Source organism: Achromobacter xylosoxidans (assembly GCF_002192695.1).
Lineage (GTDB): Bacteria > Pseudomonadota > Gammaproteobacteria > Burkholderiales > Burkholderiaceae_B > Achromobacter > Achromobacter xylosoxidans_C.
Genome location: NZ_MTLG01000088.1, coordinates 42,045 through 62,929 on the forward strand (window position 1 = coordinate 42,045; position 20,885 = coordinate 62,929).

22 protein-coding genes are annotated in these 20,885 nt (G+C 66.4%); 17 read left to right on the forward strand and 5 right to left on the reverse strand.

Annotation, left to right across the window (positions count from 1 at the left end; genetic code table 11):
- Positions 1-21 precede the first annotated feature (21 nt).
- The 3 genes from BRO63_RS23250 to BRO63_RS23260 all read left to right on the forward strand — a co-directional run bounded on the left by BRO63_RS23250 (position 22) and on the right by BRO63_RS23260 (position 2,584).
- Positions 22-369 (forward strand): RidA family protein, encoded by a 348-nt coding sequence (locus BRO63_RS23250; protein WP_013395491.1) that lies wholly within the window; start codon positions 22-24, stop codon positions 367-369.
- A gap of 66 nt (positions 370-435) precedes the next feature.
- Positions 436-1,470: a succinylglutamate desuccinylase/aspartoacylase domain-containing protein gene (locus BRO63_RS23255; protein ID WP_088142077.1), complete on the forward strand. Its 1,035-nt coding sequence runs from the start codon at positions 436-438 to the stop codon at positions 1,468-1,470.
- A 25-nt stretch (positions 1,471-1,495) separates the two neighbouring features.
- Positions 1,496-2,584, forward strand: coding sequence for a LacI family DNA-binding transcriptional regulator (locus BRO63_RS23260; RefSeq protein WP_088142078.1), 1,089 nt, complete (start codon positions 1,496-1,498; stop codon positions 2,582-2,584).
- A gap of 40 nt (positions 2,585-2,624) precedes the next feature.
- On the opposite strand, the gene BRO63_RS23265 is transcribed toward BRO63_RS23260, so the two are convergent.
- Entirely contained in the window at positions 2,625-3,443 is an 819-nt protein-coding gene (locus BRO63_RS23265) for a 2-keto-4-pentenoate hydratase (RefSeq protein WP_088142079.1), read from the reverse strand.
- A 108-nt stretch (positions 3,444-3,551) separates the two neighbouring features.
- Here BRO63_RS23265 and BRO63_RS23270 point away from each other — a divergent pair, with 108 nt between their 5' ends.
- The 3 genes from BRO63_RS23270 to ycaC all read left to right on the forward strand — a co-directional run bounded on the left by BRO63_RS23270 (position 3,552) and on the right by ycaC (position 5,980).
- Positions 3,552-4,499 (forward strand): LysR substrate-binding domain-containing protein, encoded by a 948-nt coding sequence (locus BRO63_RS23270; RefSeq protein WP_088142080.1) that lies wholly within the window; start codon positions 3,552-3,554, stop codon positions 4,497-4,499.
- Positions 4,500-4,612: 113 nt separating this feature from the next.
- Positions 4,613-5,290, forward strand: coding sequence for a hydrolase (locus tag BRO63_RS23275; protein WP_088142081.1), 678 nt, complete (start codon positions 4,613-4,615; stop codon positions 5,288-5,290).
- Between the two features lie 63 nt (positions 5,291-5,353).
- Positions 5,354-5,980 carry an isochorismate family cysteine hydrolase YcaC gene (gene ycaC, locus BRO63_RS23280; RefSeq protein ID WP_088142082.1) on the forward strand — a complete coding sequence of 209 codons (627 nt, stop codon included), beginning with the start codon at positions 5,354-5,356 and terminating at the stop codon, positions 5,978-5,980.
- A gap of 79 nt (positions 5,981-6,059) precedes the next feature.
- Here the strand turns inward: ycaC and BRO63_RS23285 are convergent, their stop codons facing one another.
- Positions 6,060-7,208: a sterol desaturase family protein gene (locus BRO63_RS23285; RefSeq protein ID WP_088142083.1), complete on the reverse strand. Its 1,149-nt coding sequence runs from the start codon at positions 7,206-7,208 to the stop codon at positions 6,060-6,062.
- 256 nt (positions 7,209-7,464) lie between these two features.
- Between BRO63_RS23285 and BRO63_RS23290 the strand changes: the two genes are divergently transcribed.
- Entirely contained in the window at positions 7,465-7,689 is a 225-nt protein-coding gene (locus BRO63_RS23290; protein ID WP_013395499.1) for a YdcH family protein, read from the forward strand.
- A gap of 98 nt (positions 7,690-7,787) precedes the next feature.
- On the opposite strand, the gene BRO63_RS23295 is transcribed toward BRO63_RS23290, so the two are convergent.
- Positions 7,788-8,711: a LysR family transcriptional regulator gene (locus tag BRO63_RS23295; RefSeq protein ID WP_088142084.1), complete on the reverse strand. Its 924-nt coding sequence runs from the start codon at positions 8,709-8,711 to the stop codon at positions 7,788-7,790.
- 248 nt (positions 8,712-8,959) lie between these two features.
- Here BRO63_RS23295 and BRO63_RS23300 point away from each other — a divergent pair, with 248 nt between their 5' ends.
- The 8 genes from BRO63_RS23300 to BRO63_RS23335 all read left to right on the forward strand — a co-directional run bounded on the left by BRO63_RS23300 (position 8,960) and on the right by BRO63_RS23335 (position 18,170).
- On the forward strand, positions 8,960-9,934 hold the full coding sequence (locus tag BRO63_RS23300) for an ABC transporter permease (protein WP_059379556.1): 975 nt from the start codon (positions 8,960-8,962) through the stop codon (positions 9,932-9,934).
- Positions 9,931-10,830 (forward strand): ABC transporter permease, encoded by a 900-nt coding sequence (locus BRO63_RS23305; protein WP_088142085.1) that lies wholly within the window; start codon positions 9,931-9,933, stop codon positions 10,828-10,830. Before BRO63_RS23300 ends, BRO63_RS23305 begins: the two co-directional genes overlap by 4 nt.
- Before the next feature lie 8 nt (positions 10,831-10,838).
- The gene (locus BRO63_RS23310; protein ID WP_088142086.1) at positions 10,839-11,822 is read left to right on the forward strand and encodes an ABC transporter ATP-binding protein; all 984 of its coding nucleotides are present in this window, start codon (positions 10,839-10,841) and stop codon (positions 11,820-11,822) included.
- Complete coding sequence (locus BRO63_RS23315) at positions 11,819-12,841, forward strand: ABC transporter ATP-binding protein (protein ID WP_373557791.1); 1,023 nt, start codon at positions 11,819-11,821, stop codon at positions 12,839-12,841. Before BRO63_RS23310 ends, BRO63_RS23315 begins: the two co-directional genes overlap by 4 nt.
- On the forward strand, positions 12,838-14,442 hold the full coding sequence (locus tag BRO63_RS23320) for an ABC transporter substrate-binding protein (protein ID WP_088142087.1): 1,605 nt from the start codon (positions 12,838-12,840) through the stop codon (positions 14,440-14,442). Before BRO63_RS23315 ends, BRO63_RS23320 begins: the two co-directional genes overlap by 4 nt.
- Complete coding sequence (locus BRO63_RS23325) at positions 14,439-16,319, forward strand: CocE/NonD family hydrolase (RefSeq protein ID WP_088142088.1); 1,881 nt, start codon at positions 14,439-14,441, stop codon at positions 16,317-16,319. Before BRO63_RS23320 ends, BRO63_RS23325 begins: the two co-directional genes overlap by 4 nt.
- Positions 16,320-16,414: 95 nt before the next feature.
- Positions 16,415-17,431, forward strand: a complete 1,017-nt coding sequence (locus tag BRO63_RS23330; RefSeq protein ID WP_088142109.1) for a porin — start codon at positions 16,415-16,417, stop codon at positions 17,429-17,431.
- Positions 17,432-17,567: 136 nt separating this feature from the next.
- On the forward strand, positions 17,568-18,170 hold the full coding sequence (locus BRO63_RS23335; RefSeq protein WP_088142089.1) for a LysE/ArgO family amino acid transporter: 603 nt from the start codon (positions 17,568-17,570) through the stop codon (positions 18,168-18,170).
- Positions 18,171-18,196: 26 nt separating this feature from the next.
- Here the strand turns inward: BRO63_RS23335 and BRO63_RS23340 are convergent, their stop codons facing one another.
- Both BRO63_RS23340 and BRO63_RS23345 read right to left on the reverse strand, forming a co-directional pair.
- Complete coding sequence (locus tag BRO63_RS23340) at positions 18,197-18,511, reverse strand: hypothetical protein (protein ID WP_088142090.1); 315 nt, start codon at positions 18,509-18,511, stop codon at positions 18,197-18,199.
- Positions 18,512-18,648: 137 nt separating this feature from the next.
- Complete coding sequence (locus tag BRO63_RS23345) at positions 18,649-19,560, reverse strand: LysR family transcriptional regulator (protein WP_088142091.1); 912 nt, start codon at positions 19,558-19,560, stop codon at positions 18,649-18,651.
- A 262-nt stretch (positions 19,561-19,822) separates the two neighbouring features.
- Between BRO63_RS23345 and BRO63_RS23350 the strand changes: the two genes are divergently transcribed.
- Both BRO63_RS23350 and BRO63_RS23355 read left to right on the forward strand, forming a co-directional pair.
- Positions 19,823-20,599 (forward strand): 5-oxoprolinase subunit PxpA, encoded by a 777-nt coding sequence (locus BRO63_RS23350; RefSeq protein WP_088142092.1) that lies wholly within the window; start codon positions 19,823-19,825, stop codon positions 20,597-20,599.
- Positions 20,600-20,638: 39 nt separating this feature from the next.
- Positions 20,639-20,881, forward strand: a complete 243-nt coding sequence (locus tag BRO63_RS23355; RefSeq protein WP_088142093.1) for an acetyl-CoA carboxylase — start codon at positions 20,639-20,641, stop codon at positions 20,879-20,881.
- Positions 20,882-20,885: the final 4 nt, after the last annotated feature.

Genomic DNA, 20,885 nt, shown 5'->3' on the forward strand with positions numbered 1-20,885 from the left:
GCCGACATACCAAGGACTCGCATGATCAAACGCTACAAATCCGGCTCGCGCATGAGCCAGGCCGTCTCGTACAACGGCTTCGTGTTCATCGCCGGCCAGGTGGCCGACAACCGCCAGGGTTCGCTCGAATCGCAGACCCGCGAAGTGCTGGCGAAGATCGAGGCGCTGCTGGCCGAGGCCGGCAGCGACAAATCGCGCCTGCTGGCCGTGGACGTGTTCCTGCCCGCCATCGGCGACTTCGACGCCATGAACCGCGTCTACGACGCCTGGATCGATCCCGCCAACCCGCCGGCCCGCGCCTGCGTCGAGGCGCGCCTGGCCGACCCCGACCTGCGGGTCGAGATGACCGCGGTCGCCGCGCTGCGCTAAGCGCGCTTTGCGGCAGCCTTCCGATCCCCTTTCGCGCCGCCTTGCGCGGCGCAGTTGTATCCCCCCATGCATACCGGCCTGTTTCACGAGATAGATTTCGATGCCGACGGCAAGGCGCTCAGCTTCCTGGGCACCCCCTATTCGGTGGATCGTTCGCCCTACTACCAGATCAAGACGCCCATCTGCCGCATCCGCAACGGCAGCGGCCCGCGCGTGCTGCTCATGGCGGGCAACCACGGCGACGAATACGAAGGCGAGGTCGCCCTGGGCCGCCTGATCCGCCGCCTGGACCCCGCCCGCATGCGCGGCGAGGTCACCATCCTGCCGCTGGCCAACCTGCCCGCCGTGATGGCGGCGCGGCGGCGCTCGCCGCTGGACAACGGTAATCTCAACCGCGCCTTTCCCGGCGTGCCCGGCGGCACCCCGACCGAGCGCCTGGCGCACTTCCTCGAACACGAGCTGTTCCCGCGCCACGACGTGGTGTTCGACATCCATTCCGGCGGCACCTCGATGGCGCACCTGCCCACCGCCCTGATCGAGCGCCAGGACTCGCCCGAGCGCATGGCGCGCGCGCTGGACCTGATGGGCTCGCTCGGCATGGGCCACGCCTTCGTCGCGGCCAATGGCCGCGACGCCCCCACCTCGATGGCGGCGGCCGCGCGCGCCGGCGCCATCGGCATCAGCGGCGAATTCGGCGGTGGCGGCACCCTGACCCCGGCCACGCTGGCCGCGACCCAACGCGCCATCGACAATCTGCTGCAGAAGCTGGGCGTGACGGACGCGCCCCTGCTGGGTCCGCACGAACCCGGCGCGCCCGCCATGCAGCTGTTGGAGTTGGACAGCCACGAACAGAACATCTTCGCCACCCGGCGCGGCTGGTTCGAGCCGGCGGTCGACATCGGCGCGACGGTGCGAGCGGGCGACGTCGCGGGCTACTACCACGACCTCAACCAGCTGGACGCGGAAGAGGAAATCCTGCGCTTCCGGCAGCCAGGCATCGTCATTTCGCGGCGCCTGCATACGGACTGCGAATCCGGCGACAGCCTGATCCAGGTTGCGCGTCCCGTCGGCCAGGCTGATATCCTGACGGCTGCCGCCTGATCCCGGAACAATCAAAAGAAATCGCATGACCCACCGGCCCGCGCCTCCTTCCGCTCCCACCTACGACGACGTGCTGCGCGTGCGTCCCGAGGGCGCCGCCGCGCCCGCTCGCGCCGCCGCCCCCGCCAAACCGCCGCGCATCGAGGAAGTGGCCAGGCTGGCCGGGGTATCGCCCATCACGGTGTCGCGGGCCTTGCGCCAGCCCGAGAAAGTGGCTCAAGAAAAACGCGACCGCATCCTGCAAGTGGTGGCGCAGACCGGCTATGCCTCGAATCCGCACGCGCGGGCCTTGCGCTCCGGACAGTCCAGCGTGGTGGCGGCATTCGTCTCCAACATCCTCAGCCAGCAGTTCGCGCTGGCCGTGCAGGGCTGCGCCGAAGTGCTGGAGCCTCAGGGCTATCAACTGATGGTGGGACAGACCTCGTATTCCTATGCCAAGGAAACCAGCATGATCGCCTCGCTGCGCGCCCTGCGGCCCGCGGCGGTGCTGTTCACCGGCGTTATCGAACTCGAGGAAAACCGCCAGTCGCTACGCGAGCTGGGCATCCCCATCATGGAGACCTGGGCCTATCCGCGCGACCCCATCGACATGCTGGTGGGTTTTTCCAACTACGACGGCGGCGTCATGGCCGCGCGCCATCTGGCCGAACGCGGCTACCGGCGCGTCGCCTTCGTCGCGCGCCAGGGCGGACGCGGCGATCTGCGCCGCCAGGGCTTTAACGCCGCCGCGGCCGAACTCGGACTGCAGGTCGTGGCCGAACTGGCGGTGGACAACGCGCAGACCATCGCCGATGGCCGCGCCGCCCTGGCCCGCCTGCTCGCCATGGGCCAGGACTTCGACGCCGTGTTCTGCGCCAACGACCTGCTGGCGGTGGGCGCGCTGTTCGAGGCGCGCGACCGCAAGCTCGCCATCCCGCGCGACATCGCCATCCTGGGTTTTGGCGATACCGACATCGCCAGCGAGATCGAGCCCGGCCTGACCACCATAGGCGTGGACAGCCGCAAGCTGGGCGCGCGCGCCGGGGAACTACTGCTGCAACGCCTGAATGGCGGCGCGCCCATCGCGCGCCAGGAAGTGTTTCCGCTGACCTTGAACCAGCGCGCCAGCACCTAGCGGGCCTCCTGCACGCGCCGGCCGCGACCGGCGCGGAATCTCACTCGTCGAACACGATGCGCAGGCCCGGCAAGCCGATGCCCTCCAGCGTGGTGCTCCACGTTTCCCCGGCATGCACCGGATAAGCCTTGGTCAGCGTGCCGGTCGTGACCAGCTCGCCCGCCTGGATCGCCTCGTCGGCAGGACGCTCCGCCACCACCGCCAGCAAATGGGCCAGCGCCGCCAGCGGACTGCCCAGCACATTGGACCCAGAGCCGGTTTCGCGGTGGATGCCGTTGCAGGACAAGTTCACGCGGAAGTCCGCCAGCTGTTCGATCAGCCCCGGCCCGAGTTCGGCCGGTTCCGTGAGCGGACCGATGAAGAGCGCGCCATGCAAGGCGTTGTCCGCCACGGTGTCGGCGGCCTGGAACTGCCAGGCGGGATAGTGCGACTGCACCAGTTCAAAGCCGTGGGCGATCCAGTCCACGCACGCCAGTATGGCTGCCGGGTCCCGCGTTTGCGGCGGCGCGGCATTGAAGTGCAGCACGATTTCCGGCTCGATGCGCGGCTCGACATAGCGCGCCAGGCGGCAATGCACTTCGCCGGTATCGTCGTAGACGGCGCTATGTTCATAGACGCGCCCCCACACCGGGAAATCCACGCCCAGCGCAGCCCACATCGCGGCATTGGTGAACCCGATCTTGCGGCCGACGAGCAGCGCGCCCTCAGCCAGCCGCGCCTGATGGATACGCGCGGCCACGTCGTAGGCGGCGTCCAGGTCGAAGCGCGGGCGCTTGGCCGTGAGCGGCGCGAGGTAAGACACATGGTCCTGCGCCGCCTTGATTTCGCGGGCGAGCGCGGCGGGATCGGAAGCTGGCATGGCGGCTCCTGGGAGTATGCCAAATGTAAAAGAAAACATGCCCGCACAGTGCACTCGCCGTTATATGCTCCCCTTGACGTCCTATTATCAGAACAGCGGGGAAGCAGCATGCACGACTTGAATGACCTCTTTTACTTCGTCCAGGTCGTCAAGAACGGCGGATTCGCGCCCGCCGGGCGGGCCTTGGACATACCCAAGTCCCGCCTCAGCCGGCGCATCGCGCTGCTGGAAGACCGGCTGGGCGTGCGGCTCATCCAGCGTTCCACGCGCAGCTTCGCCGTGACCGAATTGGGTCAGGAATATTACGAACAATGCCTGTCGATGCTGGCGGGCGCCGAAGCCGCCCAGGAGGTCATCGACCGGACCCGAGCCGAACCGCAAGGCACGATACGCATCAGCGCGCCGCCCGCGCTGATCTACTACTTCCTGGGCGACCTGGTGGCCCGCTTCATGGTCCGCTGCCCCAAGGTCCACGTCTACCTGAAGAGCTTCAGCCGCCCCGTGGACGTACTGCGCGAGGGTTTCGACATCGCCGTGCGCGTGCGCTTCGGCCCCATCGAGAGCAGCGACCTCATCATGAAACCGCTGGGCATGAGCTGCCAGTGTCTGGTGGCCAGTCCCGCGCTGGCCCGCGGCATCAGGCTGCCGGCGGATCCGCATGCCCTGAGCGACCTGCCCACGCTGGCGCTGGGCACCGAACAGCGCGAGTCCCATTGGCGGCTGGACGGGCCGGATGGCGCGCGCATCGTGGTGCCGTTCACGCCGCGCCTGGTGACCGACGACATGCTGGCCCTGAAGCAGGCCGCCTTGCGCGGCGTGGGCGTGGTCGCCCTGCCCCTGCTCATGATTCGGGAAGAACTGGACGCAGGCACCCTGGTGGACGTCGGCGCTCCCTGGCAGCCGGAAGCGGGCAGCGTGCACGCCATCTTCCCGTCCCGCCGCGGCCTGCTGCCCGGCGTGCGGGAACTGCTGGATTTCCTGAGCTCGGAGTATCAGGACGTGGCCAAACGCGAACACGACACCCAGGTGCGCCACAAGCTGCCCACCTTGAAGTAGCAGCAGGCTCGCGCAGCGTTCGACGAGTGGGACGCAGAAACCCATTTTTCCTGCCTACCCAGCCGCCCGAGTTGCTCCTAGGATGATTAGCCCCACGTCATCAGGAGCACACCATGAGCGTCCCCGCCAACTTCAATGGCCAGCGTCCCGTCATCGATCCCAACGATGCCGTCATGTTGCTGATCGACCATCAGAGCGGCCTGTTCCAGACGGTCGCGGACATGCCGATGACCGAGCTGCGCTCGCTTGCCGGCGCCCTCGCCTCCATGGCCACCCTGGCGAAGCTGCCTGTCATCACCACGGCTTCCGTGCCGCAAGGTCCCAACGGCCCCTTGATTCCGGAAATCCACGAGAACGCCCCGCACGCGAAATATGTCGCGCGCAAGGGCGAAATCAATGCCTGGGACAATCCTGAATTCGTCGCCGCGGTCAAGGCGACAGGCCGCAAGACCCTGATCATCGCCGGCACCATCACCAGCGTCTGCATGGCGTTCCCCGCCATCAGCGCGGTGGCCGAGGGCTACAAGGTCTTCGTGGTGGTCGACGCCTCGGGCACCTACAGCAAGATGGCCCAGGAAATCACCCTGGCGCGCGTGGTGCAGGCCGGCGCCGTGCCCATGGACACGGGCGCCGTGGCCGCCGAGCTGCAAAAGACCTGGCACCGCGAAGACGCCGCCAAATGGGCCGAGGTCTACACCAAGATCTTCCCGCCCTATCAACTGCTGATCGAAAGCTACAACCGGGCTCAGGAAGTCATCAAGAAGGGCGAAACGCTCGACTCCCAGCGCTGAGCCTGCGCCGGATTTTTCCCCGCGCGCCGCCAGGCGCGCAACCTCCCCCTTATGGAGCACGCAATGTCCAAGCCCTATGTGAAACTCGACAAGACCCAGGCCGCAGTGCTGCTGGTCGACCACCAGGTGGGCCTGCTGTCCCTGGTCCGGGACTTCCAGCCCGACCAGTTCAAGAACAACGTCCTGGCGCTGGCCGACCTGGCCGAATACTTCAAGCTGCCCACCATCCTGACCACCAGCTTCGAGGACGGCCCCAACGGCCCGCTGGTCCAGGAGCTGAAAGACAAATTCCCCAAGGCGCCCTACATCGCCCGCCCGGGCAACATCAACGCCTGGGACAACGAGGACTTCGTCAAGGCCGTCAAGGCCACCGGCAAGAAGCAGTTGATCATCGCCGGCGTCGTCACCGAAGTCTGCGTGGCCTTCCCGGCGCTGTCGGCCCTGGAGGAAGGCTTTGACGTGTTCGTCGTCACCGACGCGTCCGGCACCTTCAATGAAGTGACCCGCAACGCCGCCTGGAGCCGCATGGAACAGGCCGGCGCGCAACTGCTGAGCTGGTTTGGCGTGGCTTGCGAGCTGCACCGCGACTGGCGCAACGACATCGAGGGCCTGGGGACGCTGTTCTCCAACCACATCCCCGACTACCGCAACCTGATGGCGGCCTACTCCACCGTCAAGGGCAGCCGGTAAAGCCCCCGCCGGCCGCGTCCAGACGCTGAGCCGGCAGGCCTGGACTGCCACGGCGGCGCGCACTTTGCGCGCCGCCGTTTCATTTCTTGCGGGCGAACGGGTAGGCCTGCTGCGCCAGGAAGGTGCTGGGCATGTCGTTGTCCAGGATCCCGTAATTCTCGGGCAGGCGCTTGCTCACGCCGCGCACCGCCGTGCCGAACGCGTAGTCGATGAACGAAAAGTGCGCGGCGTAGTTCCGGTCGATGGCCTCGGTATCCGACGAGTGGTGCCAGTGGTGGGAGTCCGGCGTCACGATGATGTAGCGCAGCCAGCCCCAGGGCACCTTCACGTTGGAATGGATCAGCACCGCCTGGAAGCCGACGATGATGATGTAGGCGTCCAGCACCGGCTTGGAGAAACCCAGCGCGAACAGCACGCCCAGCACCGCGACCCGGGTGATCAGCAATTCGACGATGTGCAGGCGCGAACCGGCCAGCCAGTCCAGCGTGCGGGTGCTGTGGTGCACCGCGTGGATGCGCCACAGGAACGGCACCTCGTGGTAGGCGCGGTGCGCCGCATACTGCACCAGATCCGCCACCAGCACGGCCAGGAACAATTCCACCAGATACGGCAGCGACACGATCGCCTGTTGCAGGGGCTCGTAGGCCGCCCAGGAAAACAGCCGATGCACGAAGAAGTTGATGCACAGCAGCACCGCCCCCACCGACAGGTGGTTGAACAGGAAGTGCTTCATGTCCACCTGCCATTCGCCGCGGAACACCGGTTGGCCCGGGTACAGGGGGAACAGTTTCTCGAAGATGATGAACACGGTGCTGGACGCCAGCAGGTCCAGGATGAACCAATCCAGGCCCAGATAGGGGTGATTGCCCGTATTGGACGTGGTCACCACCACGTTGCTGCCACCCGCCGCGACCGCGCCGCACACCAGCAGGAAGGCCGCAATGTTCAGCCAGCGCTGGCGGCCGAGCACGGTATTGGTCAGGGCAATGGTGCCGGACACCAGCAGCGCCCCGAACAGCAGCGCGCGCATCGCGTCCACGTTGTAGAAGCTGCGCAGCTCCGGCGTGGTCAGGTAGGCCGGGAAATGGAACGCCAGCACGCCCAGCACCGACAGGATGGCCAGGAACAGCGCGATCACGCCGCTGATCATGCCCGTGCCCGGGCGGATCCTGCCGTCCTGCTTGAAAAGCTGTAAGACCTGGCGAAGGATGGACGCGCGCTGATTCATTTCATGTTTATGGCAGACCACGGGGAAGCGAGTGTATCGCCGGGGACGGATCTTCATGTAATAAAACGTGATCAGGCGCGACAGAATGACGCCCTCGCCCCCGCTTTGCGCGACATCAATTCTCGGACGGACGGCATGCACCCGGATGGTTGACAACGGCCCGGGGTTGGCGTGTCATGGAATCGAAAGCTTTATGGATCATCAGGTTCCCCGGTTTCCCGCAGTGCCCATCAACCGGTTCTTTAAAGAGGCCCCTATGTTCCCTGAATACCGCCACCTCATTACCCAACTGAAATCCGAAAACGCGCATTTCTCCGCGCTGTTCCAGCGTCACAATGACCTGGACCAGGAAATCAAGAACATGGAGGCCGGCATCCAGCCGGCGTCGGGCAACGAGGTCGAAGTGCTCAAGAAAGAAAAACTGCACCTGAAGGACAAGCTGTACGGCATCCTGCGCGCTGCCGACCAGGGCGGCAGCTGAAGGTACCGCACCGTGGATGGCGCCTGCCCGTGCAGGCGCCCGGATTATCCTGAATTCCCGCAGCCGTCGGCGCAAGGCCGCAGCGCAAGCCGCCCGCCTCAGGGATCGATGAGCGCGAAGGCATCGCTGCCCGCCATGCGCGACATCTCGTCGATGATGCGGCGCGACAGTTCCAGCACCAACGGGCTGCGCGGTTCGCCCGCAATCATGACCATGCCCAGGCTGTAGCCGATGCGCGGCGCAAAGGGCTTGCAGACCACCCCGCCCTCCCGGCACAGGCGCGCGAACAGGCCGTTGACCACCGACACGCCTATGCCCCGCGCCACCAGCCGGCAGGCCATTTCCACCGAATGCACTTCTGCCCGGATCTGCGGCACCATGCCGCCTTGCCGGAACACATGGTCGATCTGCTGGCGCAGCAGGCGCTGGCGTCCCAGCAGCACCATGTCGACCCCGATGAGGTCGGCCGGCCCGACCTCGGGCAGGGCATGCAGCGCATGCCCGGACGGCACGATGCACACGGCGTCCGTGCTCAGGCGCGCCACCGTTTCCAGCCCGGAATTCAGCGTGGGCGAACGGACCAGCGCCAGGTCGGCCTCGCGGCCCAGCACCGCGGCCTCGCTGGTCTCATAGGTGCCCACCAAGACCTCCAGCGCCACCTCTGGATGATCGTCAAGAAAGGACTCCGCCACGGCCGGCATGACGGTCTGGGCGACCGAACTGGGCAATTGCACGCGCATGAGCGTGCGCCGCAGCCCGCCCAGCCGCAGCTGATTGACGTGCCGCTGCAGCGACTTGGCATCGAGAATCATGTTCTGCACGTCCGGCAGCAGGGCTTCGGCCTCGCTGCTCGGATGCAGACGGCCTTTGCGCCGCAGGAACAATCGCAGGCCCAGATCGGACTCGAACTGGCTGAGCAGGCGGCTGACCGCCGGCTGGGACGCGCCCAGCCGCTGCGCGGCCTCGATGGTCGACCCGGTGGTCATGAAGGCCACAAAGGCCTCTAGCTGCTTGAAATTCATTGTTGTCGCGGGCGCGCCGGCGGCGACGCTTTGCCCAATACCTAGGGTTAGCACCAAATTTGGCGGAATTCACATAGACGCATGCCGGCCCAGCATACGGTTGCCAAGCCCCCGCGTTGGCTAGAACATGCCGGCAACCGCGGATTCTGCCCATACAGGATTCCGTAATCAATCCGTATTAGCGCCGAATCGCAAGGAGTCCAAATGCGCGCTGTTGTCCCACGCCCCTCCTGTCGCCGCGCCGCGCCATGACCGCGTTCATCATCCGCCGGCTCTGCCAGAGCGTCGTGATCCTCGCCCTGACCTCGCTCATCGTGTTCGCCGGCGTCTATGCCATCGGCGACCCCATCGAGATCCTGGTGCCGGCCGACGCCTCGCAAGCAGAAATCGCCCAGGCCGTGGCGTCGCTGGGCCTGGACCTGCCGCTCTATCAGCAGTACCTGAAATTCGTCGGCAATGCGCTGCATGGAGACCTGGGCACGTCCTTCGTCTACAACCAGCCCGCCATCCAGCTGATCCTGCAGCGGCTGCCCGCCACGCTGGAACTGGCTTTCGTCGCGCTGCTGCTGGCTCTCGCCATCGGCCTGCCGCTGGGCCTGGTCGCGGGCCTGAAGCCCGATTCGGCGCTGGACCGCGGCATCATGACCGGCTCCATCCTGGGTTTCTCCCTGCCCAATTTCTGGCAGGGCATCATGCTGGTGCTGATCTTCTCGGTGACGCTGGGCTGGCTGCCGTCGACCGGACGCGGCCCCACCGGCGAACTGCTGGGCATCCAGACCAGCCTGGCGTCCTGGGACGGCATACGCCACCTGATCCTGCCGGCGCTGAACCTGGCGCTGTTCAAGATCGCCCTGATCGTGCGCCTGACGCGCAGCGGCGTGCGCGAGACCATGCCGCTGGACTATGTCAAGTTCGCGCGCGCCAAGGGCCTGCGCGAATCGCGCGTGATCTACATGCACGTGCTCAAGAACATCATGATCCCCATCGTGACCGTGGTCGGCATGGAGTTCGGCTCGATGATCGCGTTCGCCACGGTCACCGAGACCATCTTCGCCTGGCCTGGCGTGGGCAAACTCATCATCGACAGCATCATGAAGCTGGACCGCCCCGTCGTGGTCGCCTATCTGCTCATCGTGGTGACCATGTTCATCCTGCTCAATCTGCTGGTGGACATCATCTACTCCGTCCTGGATCCCCGTGTCCGCGTGGGAGCCGCCGAATGAAATCCGCCGTCATGAAACTCAACCGCGAAACGACGCTGGGCCAGGCCCTGTACGGCGTGCTCGACAGCCGCGCAGCCAGCATCGCGGCCGCGATCCTCGGCGTACTGGTGCTGGCCGCGCTGTTCGCCACCTGGATCGCGCCGCAGAATCCCTATGACCTCGCGGCCATCACCATCCTGGACGGCCGCCTGCCGCCAGGCAGCGTCGGGGTCTACGGCGACACCTACTGGCTGGGCACGGATGCGCAAGGGCGCGACATGCTGTCGGCCATGATGTATGGACTGCGCACCAGCCTGGGCGTGGGCGTGCTCAGCGGCCTGTTCGCCATGGTGGTGGGCACGGTGCTGGGACTGGCCGCCGCCTACTTCGGCGGCCGCGTGGACACCCTGATCATGCGCCTGGTCGACCTGATGCTGGGCTTTCCCACCATCCTGGTCGCGCTCATGATGCTGGCCATCCTGGGGCAAGGCCTGGACAAGGTCATCCTCGCCCTGGTCGTGGTGCAGTGGGCGTACTTCGCGCGGGCGGTGCGCGCCACCGCCGTGGTCGAACGGCGCAAGGAATACATGGAAGCCGCGCTCTGCCTGGGCCTGAGCCACCGGCGCGCGCTCTTCAGCCAACTGCTGCCCAACTGCGTGCCGCCGGTCATCGTGATCGCCATGATCCAGACGGCCAACGCCATCGCGGCGGAAGCCACGCTCAGCTTCCTGGGCATCGGCCTGCCCGTCACCGAGCCCTCGCTGGGCCTGCTGATCGCCAACGGCTACCAGCAAATGCTGGCCGGCCTGTACTGGATCAGCGTCTACCCGGGCGTCCTGCTGCTGACGGTGGTCTTCACCATGAACATCGTGGGCGACCGCATCCGCGAAGCGCTCAATCCCCGCCTGCAGAAATAGGAAGTCCCATGAATCCGGCAATTCCCACGCTTTCCGTCAGGAACCTGCGCACCTGGTTCCACACCCGAGCGGGTGTGGTGCGCGCGGTCGACGACGTGAGCTTCGACGTCCACCCGGGCGAGATCCTGGGCCTGGTCGGCGAGTCCGGTTCGGGCAAGTCCATCACGGGCTTCTCCGTGCTGGGCCTCATCGACCCGCCCGGACGCATCGACGGCGGCCAGATCCTGTTCAAAGGCCGCGACCTCGCCGCCCTGTCGGCCGAGGAACTGCGCGAACTGCGCGGCAACCGCATCGCCATGGTGTTCCAGGACCCGATGATGACCCTGAACCCGGTGTTCCGCATCGAAACGCAGATGGTGGAAACGGTGCGGGCGCACGAGCGCTGCAGCCGCAAGGCCGCCTGGGCGCGCGCCCGCGACACGCTGGCGGCGGTCGGCATCCCCGCGCCCGAAGAGCGCCTGCAGGCCTACCCGCACCAGCTCTCGGGCGGCATGCGCCAGCGCGTGGCCATCGCCATCGCCATGCTGCACAAGCCCGACCTCATCATCGCCGACGAGCCCACCACCGCGCTGGACGTCACCATCCAGGCGCAGATCCTGGCCGAGATGCAGAAGCTCTGCGCCGATACCGGCACCGCCATGGTCTGGGTCAGCCACGACCTGGCCGTGGTCGCCGGCCTGGCCGACCGCGTCTGCGTGATGTATGCGGGCCGCGTGGTGGAATCCGGCCCCACCGCAGACATCCTCGACCACCCTCGCCATCCCTACACGGTCGGTCTCATCGGCTCGGTGCCCAGCAACGACCAGGGCGGCGCGCGCCTCTACCAGATTCCCGGCATGGCGCCGTCGCCGCTCGCCCTGCCGCAGGGCTGTGCCTTCAGCCCGCGCTGCGCGCACGCCACGCTGCGTTGCCGCGAAGAGCAGCCGCAGATCGCGGCCGAGCAGGAGCGCACGCTGCGCTGCTTCCATCCCCAGACAGGAGTCCTCTCTTGAACACGCCCATCCTGATGCAGGCCCAGCAGGTTTCGCGCCTGTTCGTGAAGCGGCCCGACTATGCCGAAAGGCTGGCCGGGCTGCTGGGCGCGCGCGTGGCGTCGCATACGGTCCACGCGGTGGACCGCGTGGACCTGTCTATCCATGAAGGCGAGGTCGTGGGCCTGGTGGGCGAGTCCGGCTGCGGCAAGTCCACGCTGGGCCGTGTGCTGGCCGGCATCCTGCCGCCCACCTCCGGCAGCCTGCTGACGCCGGCCGGCGAGCTGTCTTCCCTGACCGGACAGGCCGCGCATGCCCAACGCATGTCCACCCAGATGATCTTCCAGGACCCGATGTCCTCGCTCAATCCGCGCAAGCGCGTGCGCGACATCATCGGCGAGGCGCCGCTGGCCCATGGCATCGTGGCGCGCGCCGACTACGACGACTACGTGGTCGAGGTCATGCGGCAAGTGGGCCTGAACCCGGATTTCCGCAACCGCTTTCCGCACCAGTTTTCGGGCGGCCAACGCCAGCGCGTGGGCATCGGCCGCGCGCTGGCGGTCAAGCCGCGCTTTCTCATCTGCGACGAATCCATCGCCGCGCTCGACGTTTCGATCCAGGCGCAGATCCTGAATCTCTTCATGGACCTGCGCGAGACGCTGGGCCTGACCTATCTCTTCATCAGCCATGACCTGGGCGTGGTGCAGCGCATCAGCGGCCGTACCGTCATCATGTACCTGGGCCGCGTCGTCGAATCCGGCCCCACCGCCGAGATCTTCAAGACGCCGCTGCATCCCTACACCCAGGCCCTGCTGGAAGAGGTCCCGCGGCTGAGCAACCGCAAGCGGCGCTTTCACGCCATCAAGGGCGAGATCCCTTCGCCGCTGAACCCGCCGCCCGGCTGCCATTTCCATCCGCGCTGCCCTCATGCCATGGCGCGCTGCAAGACCGAGCAGCCCATGCTGCTGGAACAGGGCAATGGCCGCCGCGCCGCCTGTCATCTGCTGGATGCGCCAGCGCAAGGAATGATCCGTCCATGAAAGCCGCAAGCCTCAAACCTTCCCTGTTGCGCAGCGGCCTGCGAGCCCTGCTCGTCGCTGCGCTGCTGGCGGCGGCCGCGGGCGCGACCGCGCGTCCGCTGCTGACCATCGGCCACTCCAGCGAACCCTCGTCCATGGACCCGTTGTTTTCGCGCACGGGCAACAATCAGGCCGCGGCCGAGAACATCTTCGAACGGCTGGTGTCGACCGACGAGAACATGCAGATCCGTCCCGGCCTGGCGGTGTCGTGGCAGGTGCTGGAACCGACGCTATGGGAAATCCAGCTGCGGCCCGGCGTGCATTTCCATGACGGAACACCCTTCACGGCCGACGACGTGCTGTTCTCGCTGCAGCGCGCGCCCAAGGTGCCGAACAGTCCGGCGCCCTTCACCGGCGCGGTCCGCTCGATCGCCGGCATCGAGGTCGTGAACCCGCTGACGCTGCGCGTCCGCACCAGGCAGCCCACGCCCGACCTGATGGAGCAGATCGGACTGGTCTACATTCTGTCGCGCCACGCGGCCGAGGGCCGCAGCTCGGAAGACTTCAATGCCGGCCCCGCCGCCATCGGCACCGGCCCCTACAAGTACAAGCGCTGGCAGCCGGGCGACAGCCTGGAGCTGGAACGCAACGACCAGTACTGGGGCAAGCGCCCGGACTTCGACCGCGTCGTGATCCGCTACATCTCCAACGACGCCGCGCGCCTGGCCGCCTTGCTGTCGGGCACGGTCGACCTGATCGACAGCGTGCCGCCCACCGACACGAAGAAGCTGCAGGCCCGCCCTGGCTATGCGCTGTACCAGGCCGCCTCGGCGCGCCTGATCTACCTGGCGCTGGACTCGGCGCGCGACCAGAGTCCGTACGTCACCGACGCCCAGGGCAAGCCCATGGACGCCAATCCACTGAAGGACGTGCGGGTGCGCCGCGCCATCTCCATGATGTTCATGCGCGAACCCATCACCACGCGCCTGCTCAGCGGCGCCGGCGCGCCCGCGGGCCAGATGGTGCCCGAAGGATTGGGGGGCTACACGCCCGCGCTGCCGCCGCCCGCCTACGATCCGGATGGCGCGCGCAAGCTGCTGGCGCAAGCCGGCTATCCGCAAGGTTTCGGCCTGACCGTGCACTCGTCCAACGACCGCTTCGCCAGCGACGGCGACCTGGCGCAGGCGCTCGCGCAGATGATGGCCCGGGCTGGCCTGCGCATCAACGGCGTGGTCACCCAGCCCTACAACGTCTACGCCGGCGCCAGCAGCAAGCAGCAGTACAGCGCCTTCATCTTCTCCTACGGCAACAGCACCGGCGATTCGTCCAATGGATTGACCAACGTGCTGGCCAGCTACGACAAGGCCGCCGGCACCGGCGCCTTCAACCGCGCGCGCTACTCCAACCCCGACGTGGACCGTTTGCTGGCGCGCGCCGCCACCGAGTTCGACAAGGACGTCCGCAACCAGCTGCTGCGCGAAGCCGCCGAAGCCGCGTTCAACGACGTCGGCATCGTGCCGCTTTATTTCCCGGTCGTCTTCTGGGCCGCCCGCGACGGCATCGTCGTGCGCGCCAACAAGCTGGAACGGACCTCCATGGTCTACATACAGGAAGCAAAATGAGCCCCACCCGCCCCCTCGCGGACCTGCCCAACCAGAAAGTGCGCATGCGCGACGGCGTGCTGCTGGCGACCGACGTGTACTTTCCCGCCGGCTACCGGCCCGGCACGGACGCTCCCCTGCCCGTGATTCTTGAGCGCACTCCCTACGGCAAGGCGGACATCTCCCGTTCCGAACAGCTCGACGGCGTGCAGGGCCAGCCGCGCCCCGACATCGCGCGCTACTTCGCACAGCACGGCTTTGCGGTCGTGTTCCAGGACTGCCGCGGCCGCTACGACTCCGAGGGCCAGTTCACCAAGTACCTGTCGGAAGGACCGGACGGCTTCGACACGATGGCGTGGATCACCGCCCAGCCCTGGTGCAACGGCAAGGTGGGCACCATGGGGCTGTCGTATGGCGCGCACACGCAGATGGCGCTGGCCTGCCTGAACCCGCCCGGCCTGGCCTGCATGGTGCTGGACTCCGGCGGCTTTTCCAACGGCTACCAGTGCGGCATCCGCCAATCCGGCGCCTTCGAACTGAAGCAGGCGACCTGGGCCTACAAGCAGGCCAAGCTCAGCCCGGCCGCGCAAGAGAACCCGGTGGTGCTTGCCGCGCTCGAAGCCCAGGACATCCGCCAGTGGTTCTCACGCATGCCCTGGCGGCCCGGCCATTCGCCATTGTCGGCCGTGCCGGAGTACGAGGACTATCTGTTCGAGCAGTGGCGCGCCGAGTCCTTCGACGAATCCTGGCGCCAGCTGGGCATCTATGCGCAGGGCTACTACGATGCCATCCCGGACATTCCGGTGGTGCTGATGTCCAGTTGGTACGACGCCTACGTGCGCACCACCATGGAGAACTTCGAAGGCCTGGGCGCCGGGCGCAATGCGCCGCTACGGCTCATCATGGGCCCCTGGCTGCACGGCGATCGCAACATCACGCATAGCGGCGACGCCGAGTTCGGGCCGGCGGCCGCCTTCGACGGCCACATCGCCCGCAACTGGCTGGAGTTCCGCCTGGCCTGGTTCCGCCGCTGGCTGCAGCAGGACGCCAGCCCCACAGCTTCGGATCCGGTCGCCCGCCTGTTCCTGATGGGCGGCGGCAGCGGCCGGCGCGATGCGCAGGGCCGCTTCGAGCATGGTGGCCAGTGGGTGCAGGCCGAGACCTGGCCGGTGCCGCAAGCCCGTCCCACGCCCTACTATCTGCACGCCGACGGCGGCCTGCGGCTGGAGCCGCCCCAGGCCACGCACGCCAGTATCCGCTACCAGGCCGATCCGCGGCGTCCCGTGCCCACCATCGGCGGCGCGCTCACGTCCGGCCAGCCGGTGTTCGTGGGCGGCGGCTTCGACCAGCGCGAGGACGCACGCTTCTTCGGCATCGAGCAGGCTGGCCTGCCGCTGGCCTCGCGCGACGACGTGGTCGTATTCCAGACCGAACCGCTGGAGCAGGATCTTGCCGTCGCCGGTCCAGTCCTGGTCAGGCTCAGCATCTCGTCCGATTGCCCCGACACCGACTTCACCGCCAAGCTGATCGACGTCTATCCCGCCAGTCCCGACTATCCGGAAGGCTATGCGCTGAACCTGACCGACGGCATTTTCCGCTGCCGCTTCCATGAGTCCTGGGAAAAGCCGGCGGCGCTTGTGCCCGGCACTATCTATGAAGTCACGATCGAACCCTTCGCCACCTGCAATCTTTTCAAGCGGGGACATCGGATCCGCCTGGACATCTCCAGCAGCAACTTTCCCAAGTACGACGTCAATCCCAATAGCGGGGAAGCGGCGGCCGATGCCCGCGAGAAGCGCATCGCCCTCAACACCCTGCATCTGTCCTCGGTCCATGGTTGCAGCGTCACGCTGCACATCGCCGATCCGCAAGCGCTGACGCCCTTGCCGGCGCCCTGACCCGGCCACCCGTGTTTTACCCCCTGCCATCCGCGCACCGCGCGGACGGCGGGGCTCGTTCGTCCATCCGCAACACAACATCAATGGGGATCACCTTGAAAAAAAAGCTGAGACAACGCAAATTCCTGGGCGCCGCGCTGGCCCTTTCGTGCATGAGTCCGGCGCAGGCCGCCGAAACCAGTTCGGTCACGCTGTACGGCCTGGTCGACCTGGGCATGCTCTATGAGCGCAAGGATGGCGAATCCAGCCTGCGCCAGAAGAGCGGCAACCAGTCCGGTTCGCGCTGGGGCCTGCGCGGCAGCGAAGACCTGGGCAACGGCTACAAGGCCGTCTTCCGCCTCGAAAGCGGCTTCAATGCCAACAACGGCACCCAGGCGCAAGGACGCATGTTCGGCCGCTGGGCTTACGTCGGCCTGGCTGGAGGCTTCGGCGAAGTGCGCCTGGGCCGGCAATGGGTCTATGGCTTCGAATGGGCAGGCGTGGGCTCGCCGTTCGGCACCGGCTGGAGCCAAAGCTCCAACAATGCCGTGCTGGGCTACAACGACGGCGATTTCGGCGCGGGCGGCCGCGTCAACAATGCCGTGTTCTACGCCACGCCGCGCATGAACGGCTGGCAAGCCGGCCTGGGCTACAGCTTCGAGGCCAACGACGGCAACGAATTCGCCACGGACAACCACGACCGCGTCCTGACCGCCGGCCTGCGCTACAACAAGGGGCCCATCGCCGCCGCGCTGACCTACGAACGCCTGAATCCCAACGCGCTGCAGCCCAGCAAGAAGAACGCCACCAACTTCCAGGCCGCGGGCTCCTATGACTTCGAATGGATCACGCTGCACGGCACCTATGGCAATCTGCGCAACGCCAACAGCGGGCCATCGGCCGGCTATGACAACGTCAACTCCTACATCGTCGGCGTGACCGTGCCGACCGGCAAGGCCGGCAAGGTGATGGCCTCGTACCAGCGCGCCATGGCTTCCGACATTACCGGCTGGGCGTTGGGCTACCAGTACGACCTGTCCAAGCGCACCAACCTCTATGCCTACGTGAACCGGCTGGACATCCGGGAATCCCATACGCTGCAGACCTCGGCGGGTATCCGGCACATGTTCTAAGGTCATGCCTGACGGCGCGTCCGAGGGTTTTCGGACGCGCTCAAGAAAATTAGTAAAACTGAATATGGATTAGGATAATTAGCTGTCCTAATCATTCAGCCCAGGCTAGTCTGTCGCCCTAGCTCCAAGGTTGACGATGACCACCGCCTACATTCCCGGATTCCTGCTCGGCCTCAGCCTCATCATGGCGATCGGCGCGCAGAACGCGTTCGTCCTGCGCCAAGGACTGCGCCAGGAACATGTCTTTGCCGTCTGCCTGACCTGCGCCCTGTCGGACGCCATCCTGATCAGCGTCGGCGTGGCGGGCTTCGGCCTGGCCGTCGGCGCCCTGCCCTGGCTGGAATCCGCCTTGCGCTACGGCGGCGCGCTGTTCCTGTTCGCCTACGCGGCGCGCAGCCTGATATCGGCCCTGCGCGCCCGCCACGATAGCCTCAGGCCCTCATCCAACCAGACCGCGGGACGCGCCGCCGCGCTGGCGACCTGCCTGGCCCTGACCTGGCTCAATCCGCACGTGTACCTGGACACCGTGGTGTTGCTGGGCTCGGTCTCCAGCCAGTACGACGGCCACAAGACCGCCTTCGCGCTGGGCGCGATCTCGGCCTCGTTCGCCTTCTTTTTTGCCCTGGGCCATGGCGCGCGCCTGCTGCGGCCGGTCTTCGCCAATCCAAATGCGTGGCGAGTGCTGGACGGCTGCGTCGCCGCGGCCATGTTCGCCATCGGACTGAAGCTCGTGCTCTGACCGCTTGGGCCACAGCCCCTGGCGGTCTAGCGGCTCTTGCCGGACCCGGCGGACGCGTTCACGTAGTCCTTCACCGTACGGTCCCGGTTGAAGATCACCGTCAGCGTCTGCTGGTTGTCCATCGCGCCGTAGGCGCTGTTGTCGAAATAGAACCAGGTGGCCGTCGTCAACCCTTCGCGGTTGACGCTCTGGGAACGGGGCGGGCCGAAGTCGCGGACCATCTCGTCGTAGGTAGTGACGTTGAGCTTGATCGCCGCCACCTTCGATTCGGTCAGCAGGTCGCTGGAACCGGTGGCGCAGCCCGTCACGATGGCGGCCACGAAAAGCAAGGATGTTCTCATTCTGTGTTCCCCGGTGTGGCGGGCCGCACGGGGCGGCCAGCGCATTGGCATGTTTCAAGCTGCCAGGATTAGAACCCAAAATGGCGCGCTGTTGAATGCCGCGGACGCCGCGCAGTCTCGGCGCATGCGCTGCCCGTTCAAATCGCCCCGCCCCGCTGCGCCATGTACGCATGCCGGAAGTAATCCCGCACCACCTGCATCGCCGGCGAGATTTCCGCGCCGCGGCGCCAGGCCAGCCCCACGTTCATGGGCGGAATCGGGTCCTTGAGCTGGACCGTTTCGATGCGCCGTCCTTCCAGCGACCAGGGCCGGTAGACCATGTCCGACAGCAGGGCCACGCCGCTGCCGTTGGCCACCATGCTGCGCACCGCTTCGACCGATGAGGTGCGCAGCCGCACGTCGGGCTTGAAGGGGGTTTCGTTCCAGTAGCGCAAGGCGGTATAGGCCGCCTCGTCGACGGTCAGCATGATGAAGGGCTCGCGTGAAACATCCTCCAGGGTCACGGCGTCCGCCGCCAGCAGGGGATGCCTGGCCGGCAGCCACAGGCGCCGCGGCGAACCGAAGAAGTGCTCCACCGCCAGGTCCGGATTGGCGACGTTGGAGGTCAGCAGCACCGCCATGTCATAGCGGTTCGCGATCAGGCCTTCCTCGATGGCGCTGCGGTTCAGCTCGTGCAGCTGGATGTCCAGGCGCGGATACAGCTGCGACAGCCGCTGCAGGTGGTACGGCAGGAAATATCCGATCACCGTGTAGGAAGCCGCCAGCAGCAGGCGGCCGGAAACCTCTTCGGCCGCCGCCGGCATGCGCAGGGCTTCGTCGACCGAGGACAGGATGTTGTAGGCGTGGTTCAGGAAGGTGCGGCCGCTGTGGGTCAGCGTCACGCCGTGCGCGCCGCGCAGGAACAGCGCCGTGCCCACGGTGTCCTCCAGTTCGCGGATGGCGCTGGTGATGGCCGACTGCGAGATGGCCAGTTGGATCGCGGCCTGGGAAATCTGACCGAGCTCGGCCGCCGCAATGAAGTATTTGAGCTGGCGTAGGGTAATCGACATGTCGTTCCTTATCTATTAAATCGATATCTTCCCTTTAGGATATCTGCTTATTCTGTCCGCAACTTGATCTATCAAATCAGGGATATCCCGTATTTTTCATAGGAAACAATTCCTGGAAAACAGAATCATGCATGAGGGACTTATCTGAAATTCAGATATCGATAGATCTATAAAAAGATCTTTTTATCCCCTGCCGGCTTGGCTAATGTTCACGTCACACGCCGCGCCGGATGCGGCGAGCAACGCGAAGGAGCCACCCGCAATGAGCAAGCGCAGCATCGACCTCAACTCGGACATGGGGGAAGGATTTGGCCCGTGGACCATCGGGGACGGCGTGGACGACGCGATCATGCCCTTGATCAGTTCCGCCAACATCGCCACGGGATTCCATGCCGGCGACCCGCGGATCATGAACCGCACGGTGTTGCAGGCGCGTGAACATGGCGTCTGTATCGGCGCCCATCCCGGCTTTCGCGACCTGGTGGGTTTCGGCCGGCGGGACATGCGCGAAAGCGCCGAAGCGCTGGTGCACGACATCGTCTATCAACTGGGCGCCCTGCGCGAGTTCGCCCGGCTGCACGGACTGCGCCTGCAGCACGTAAAGCCCCATGGCGCGCTGTACATGCAGGCCGCCCGCGACGAAACCCTGTCGCGGCGCCTGATCGAAACGCTGCAGGAATTGGAGCCCACGCTGGCGCTGTACTGCATGGAAAGCTCGGTCACCTACCGCCTGGCGCGCGAACTGAACCAGCCCGTGGTGCGCGAGTTCTACGCCGACCGCGACTACGACGCCAGCGGTTCCATCGTCTTCACCCGCTACACCCAGCCGCTGGACCCCATCCAGGTCGCCGAAAAAGTGCTGCGCGCCTGCACCGAGGGGCGCGTGCGCACGGTCGAAGGCAAGGACATCGCCATCGACTTCGATTCCGTCTGCATACACAGCGACACGCCGGGCGCCCTGTCCCTGGTGCGCGCCGCCCGCGAAAAGCTGGAGGCCCATGGCATCCGGATCGCGCCTCCCAGCGTGACCGGTCCCTGAACCGCCTGCTCACCCGAACAACATACCAAGGAGAAAACCATGCCGTTGCACGATATTCCCAGCCCCCTGCCCGGAACCTTCTATCGCCGCCCCAGCCCCGGCGCGGCGCCATTCGTGGAACCGGGCGCCACGGTGGCCGCCGGCGCCGTGATCGGCATCGTCGAAGTGATGAAGCAGTTCAACCAGATCGAAACGCCCACCGGCGGCGTGGTGGCGGAGATCCTGGTGGAAGACGGCGACCCGGTGGAAGCCGGGCAGCCCCTGTTGCGCATCGAGGGATAGGCCG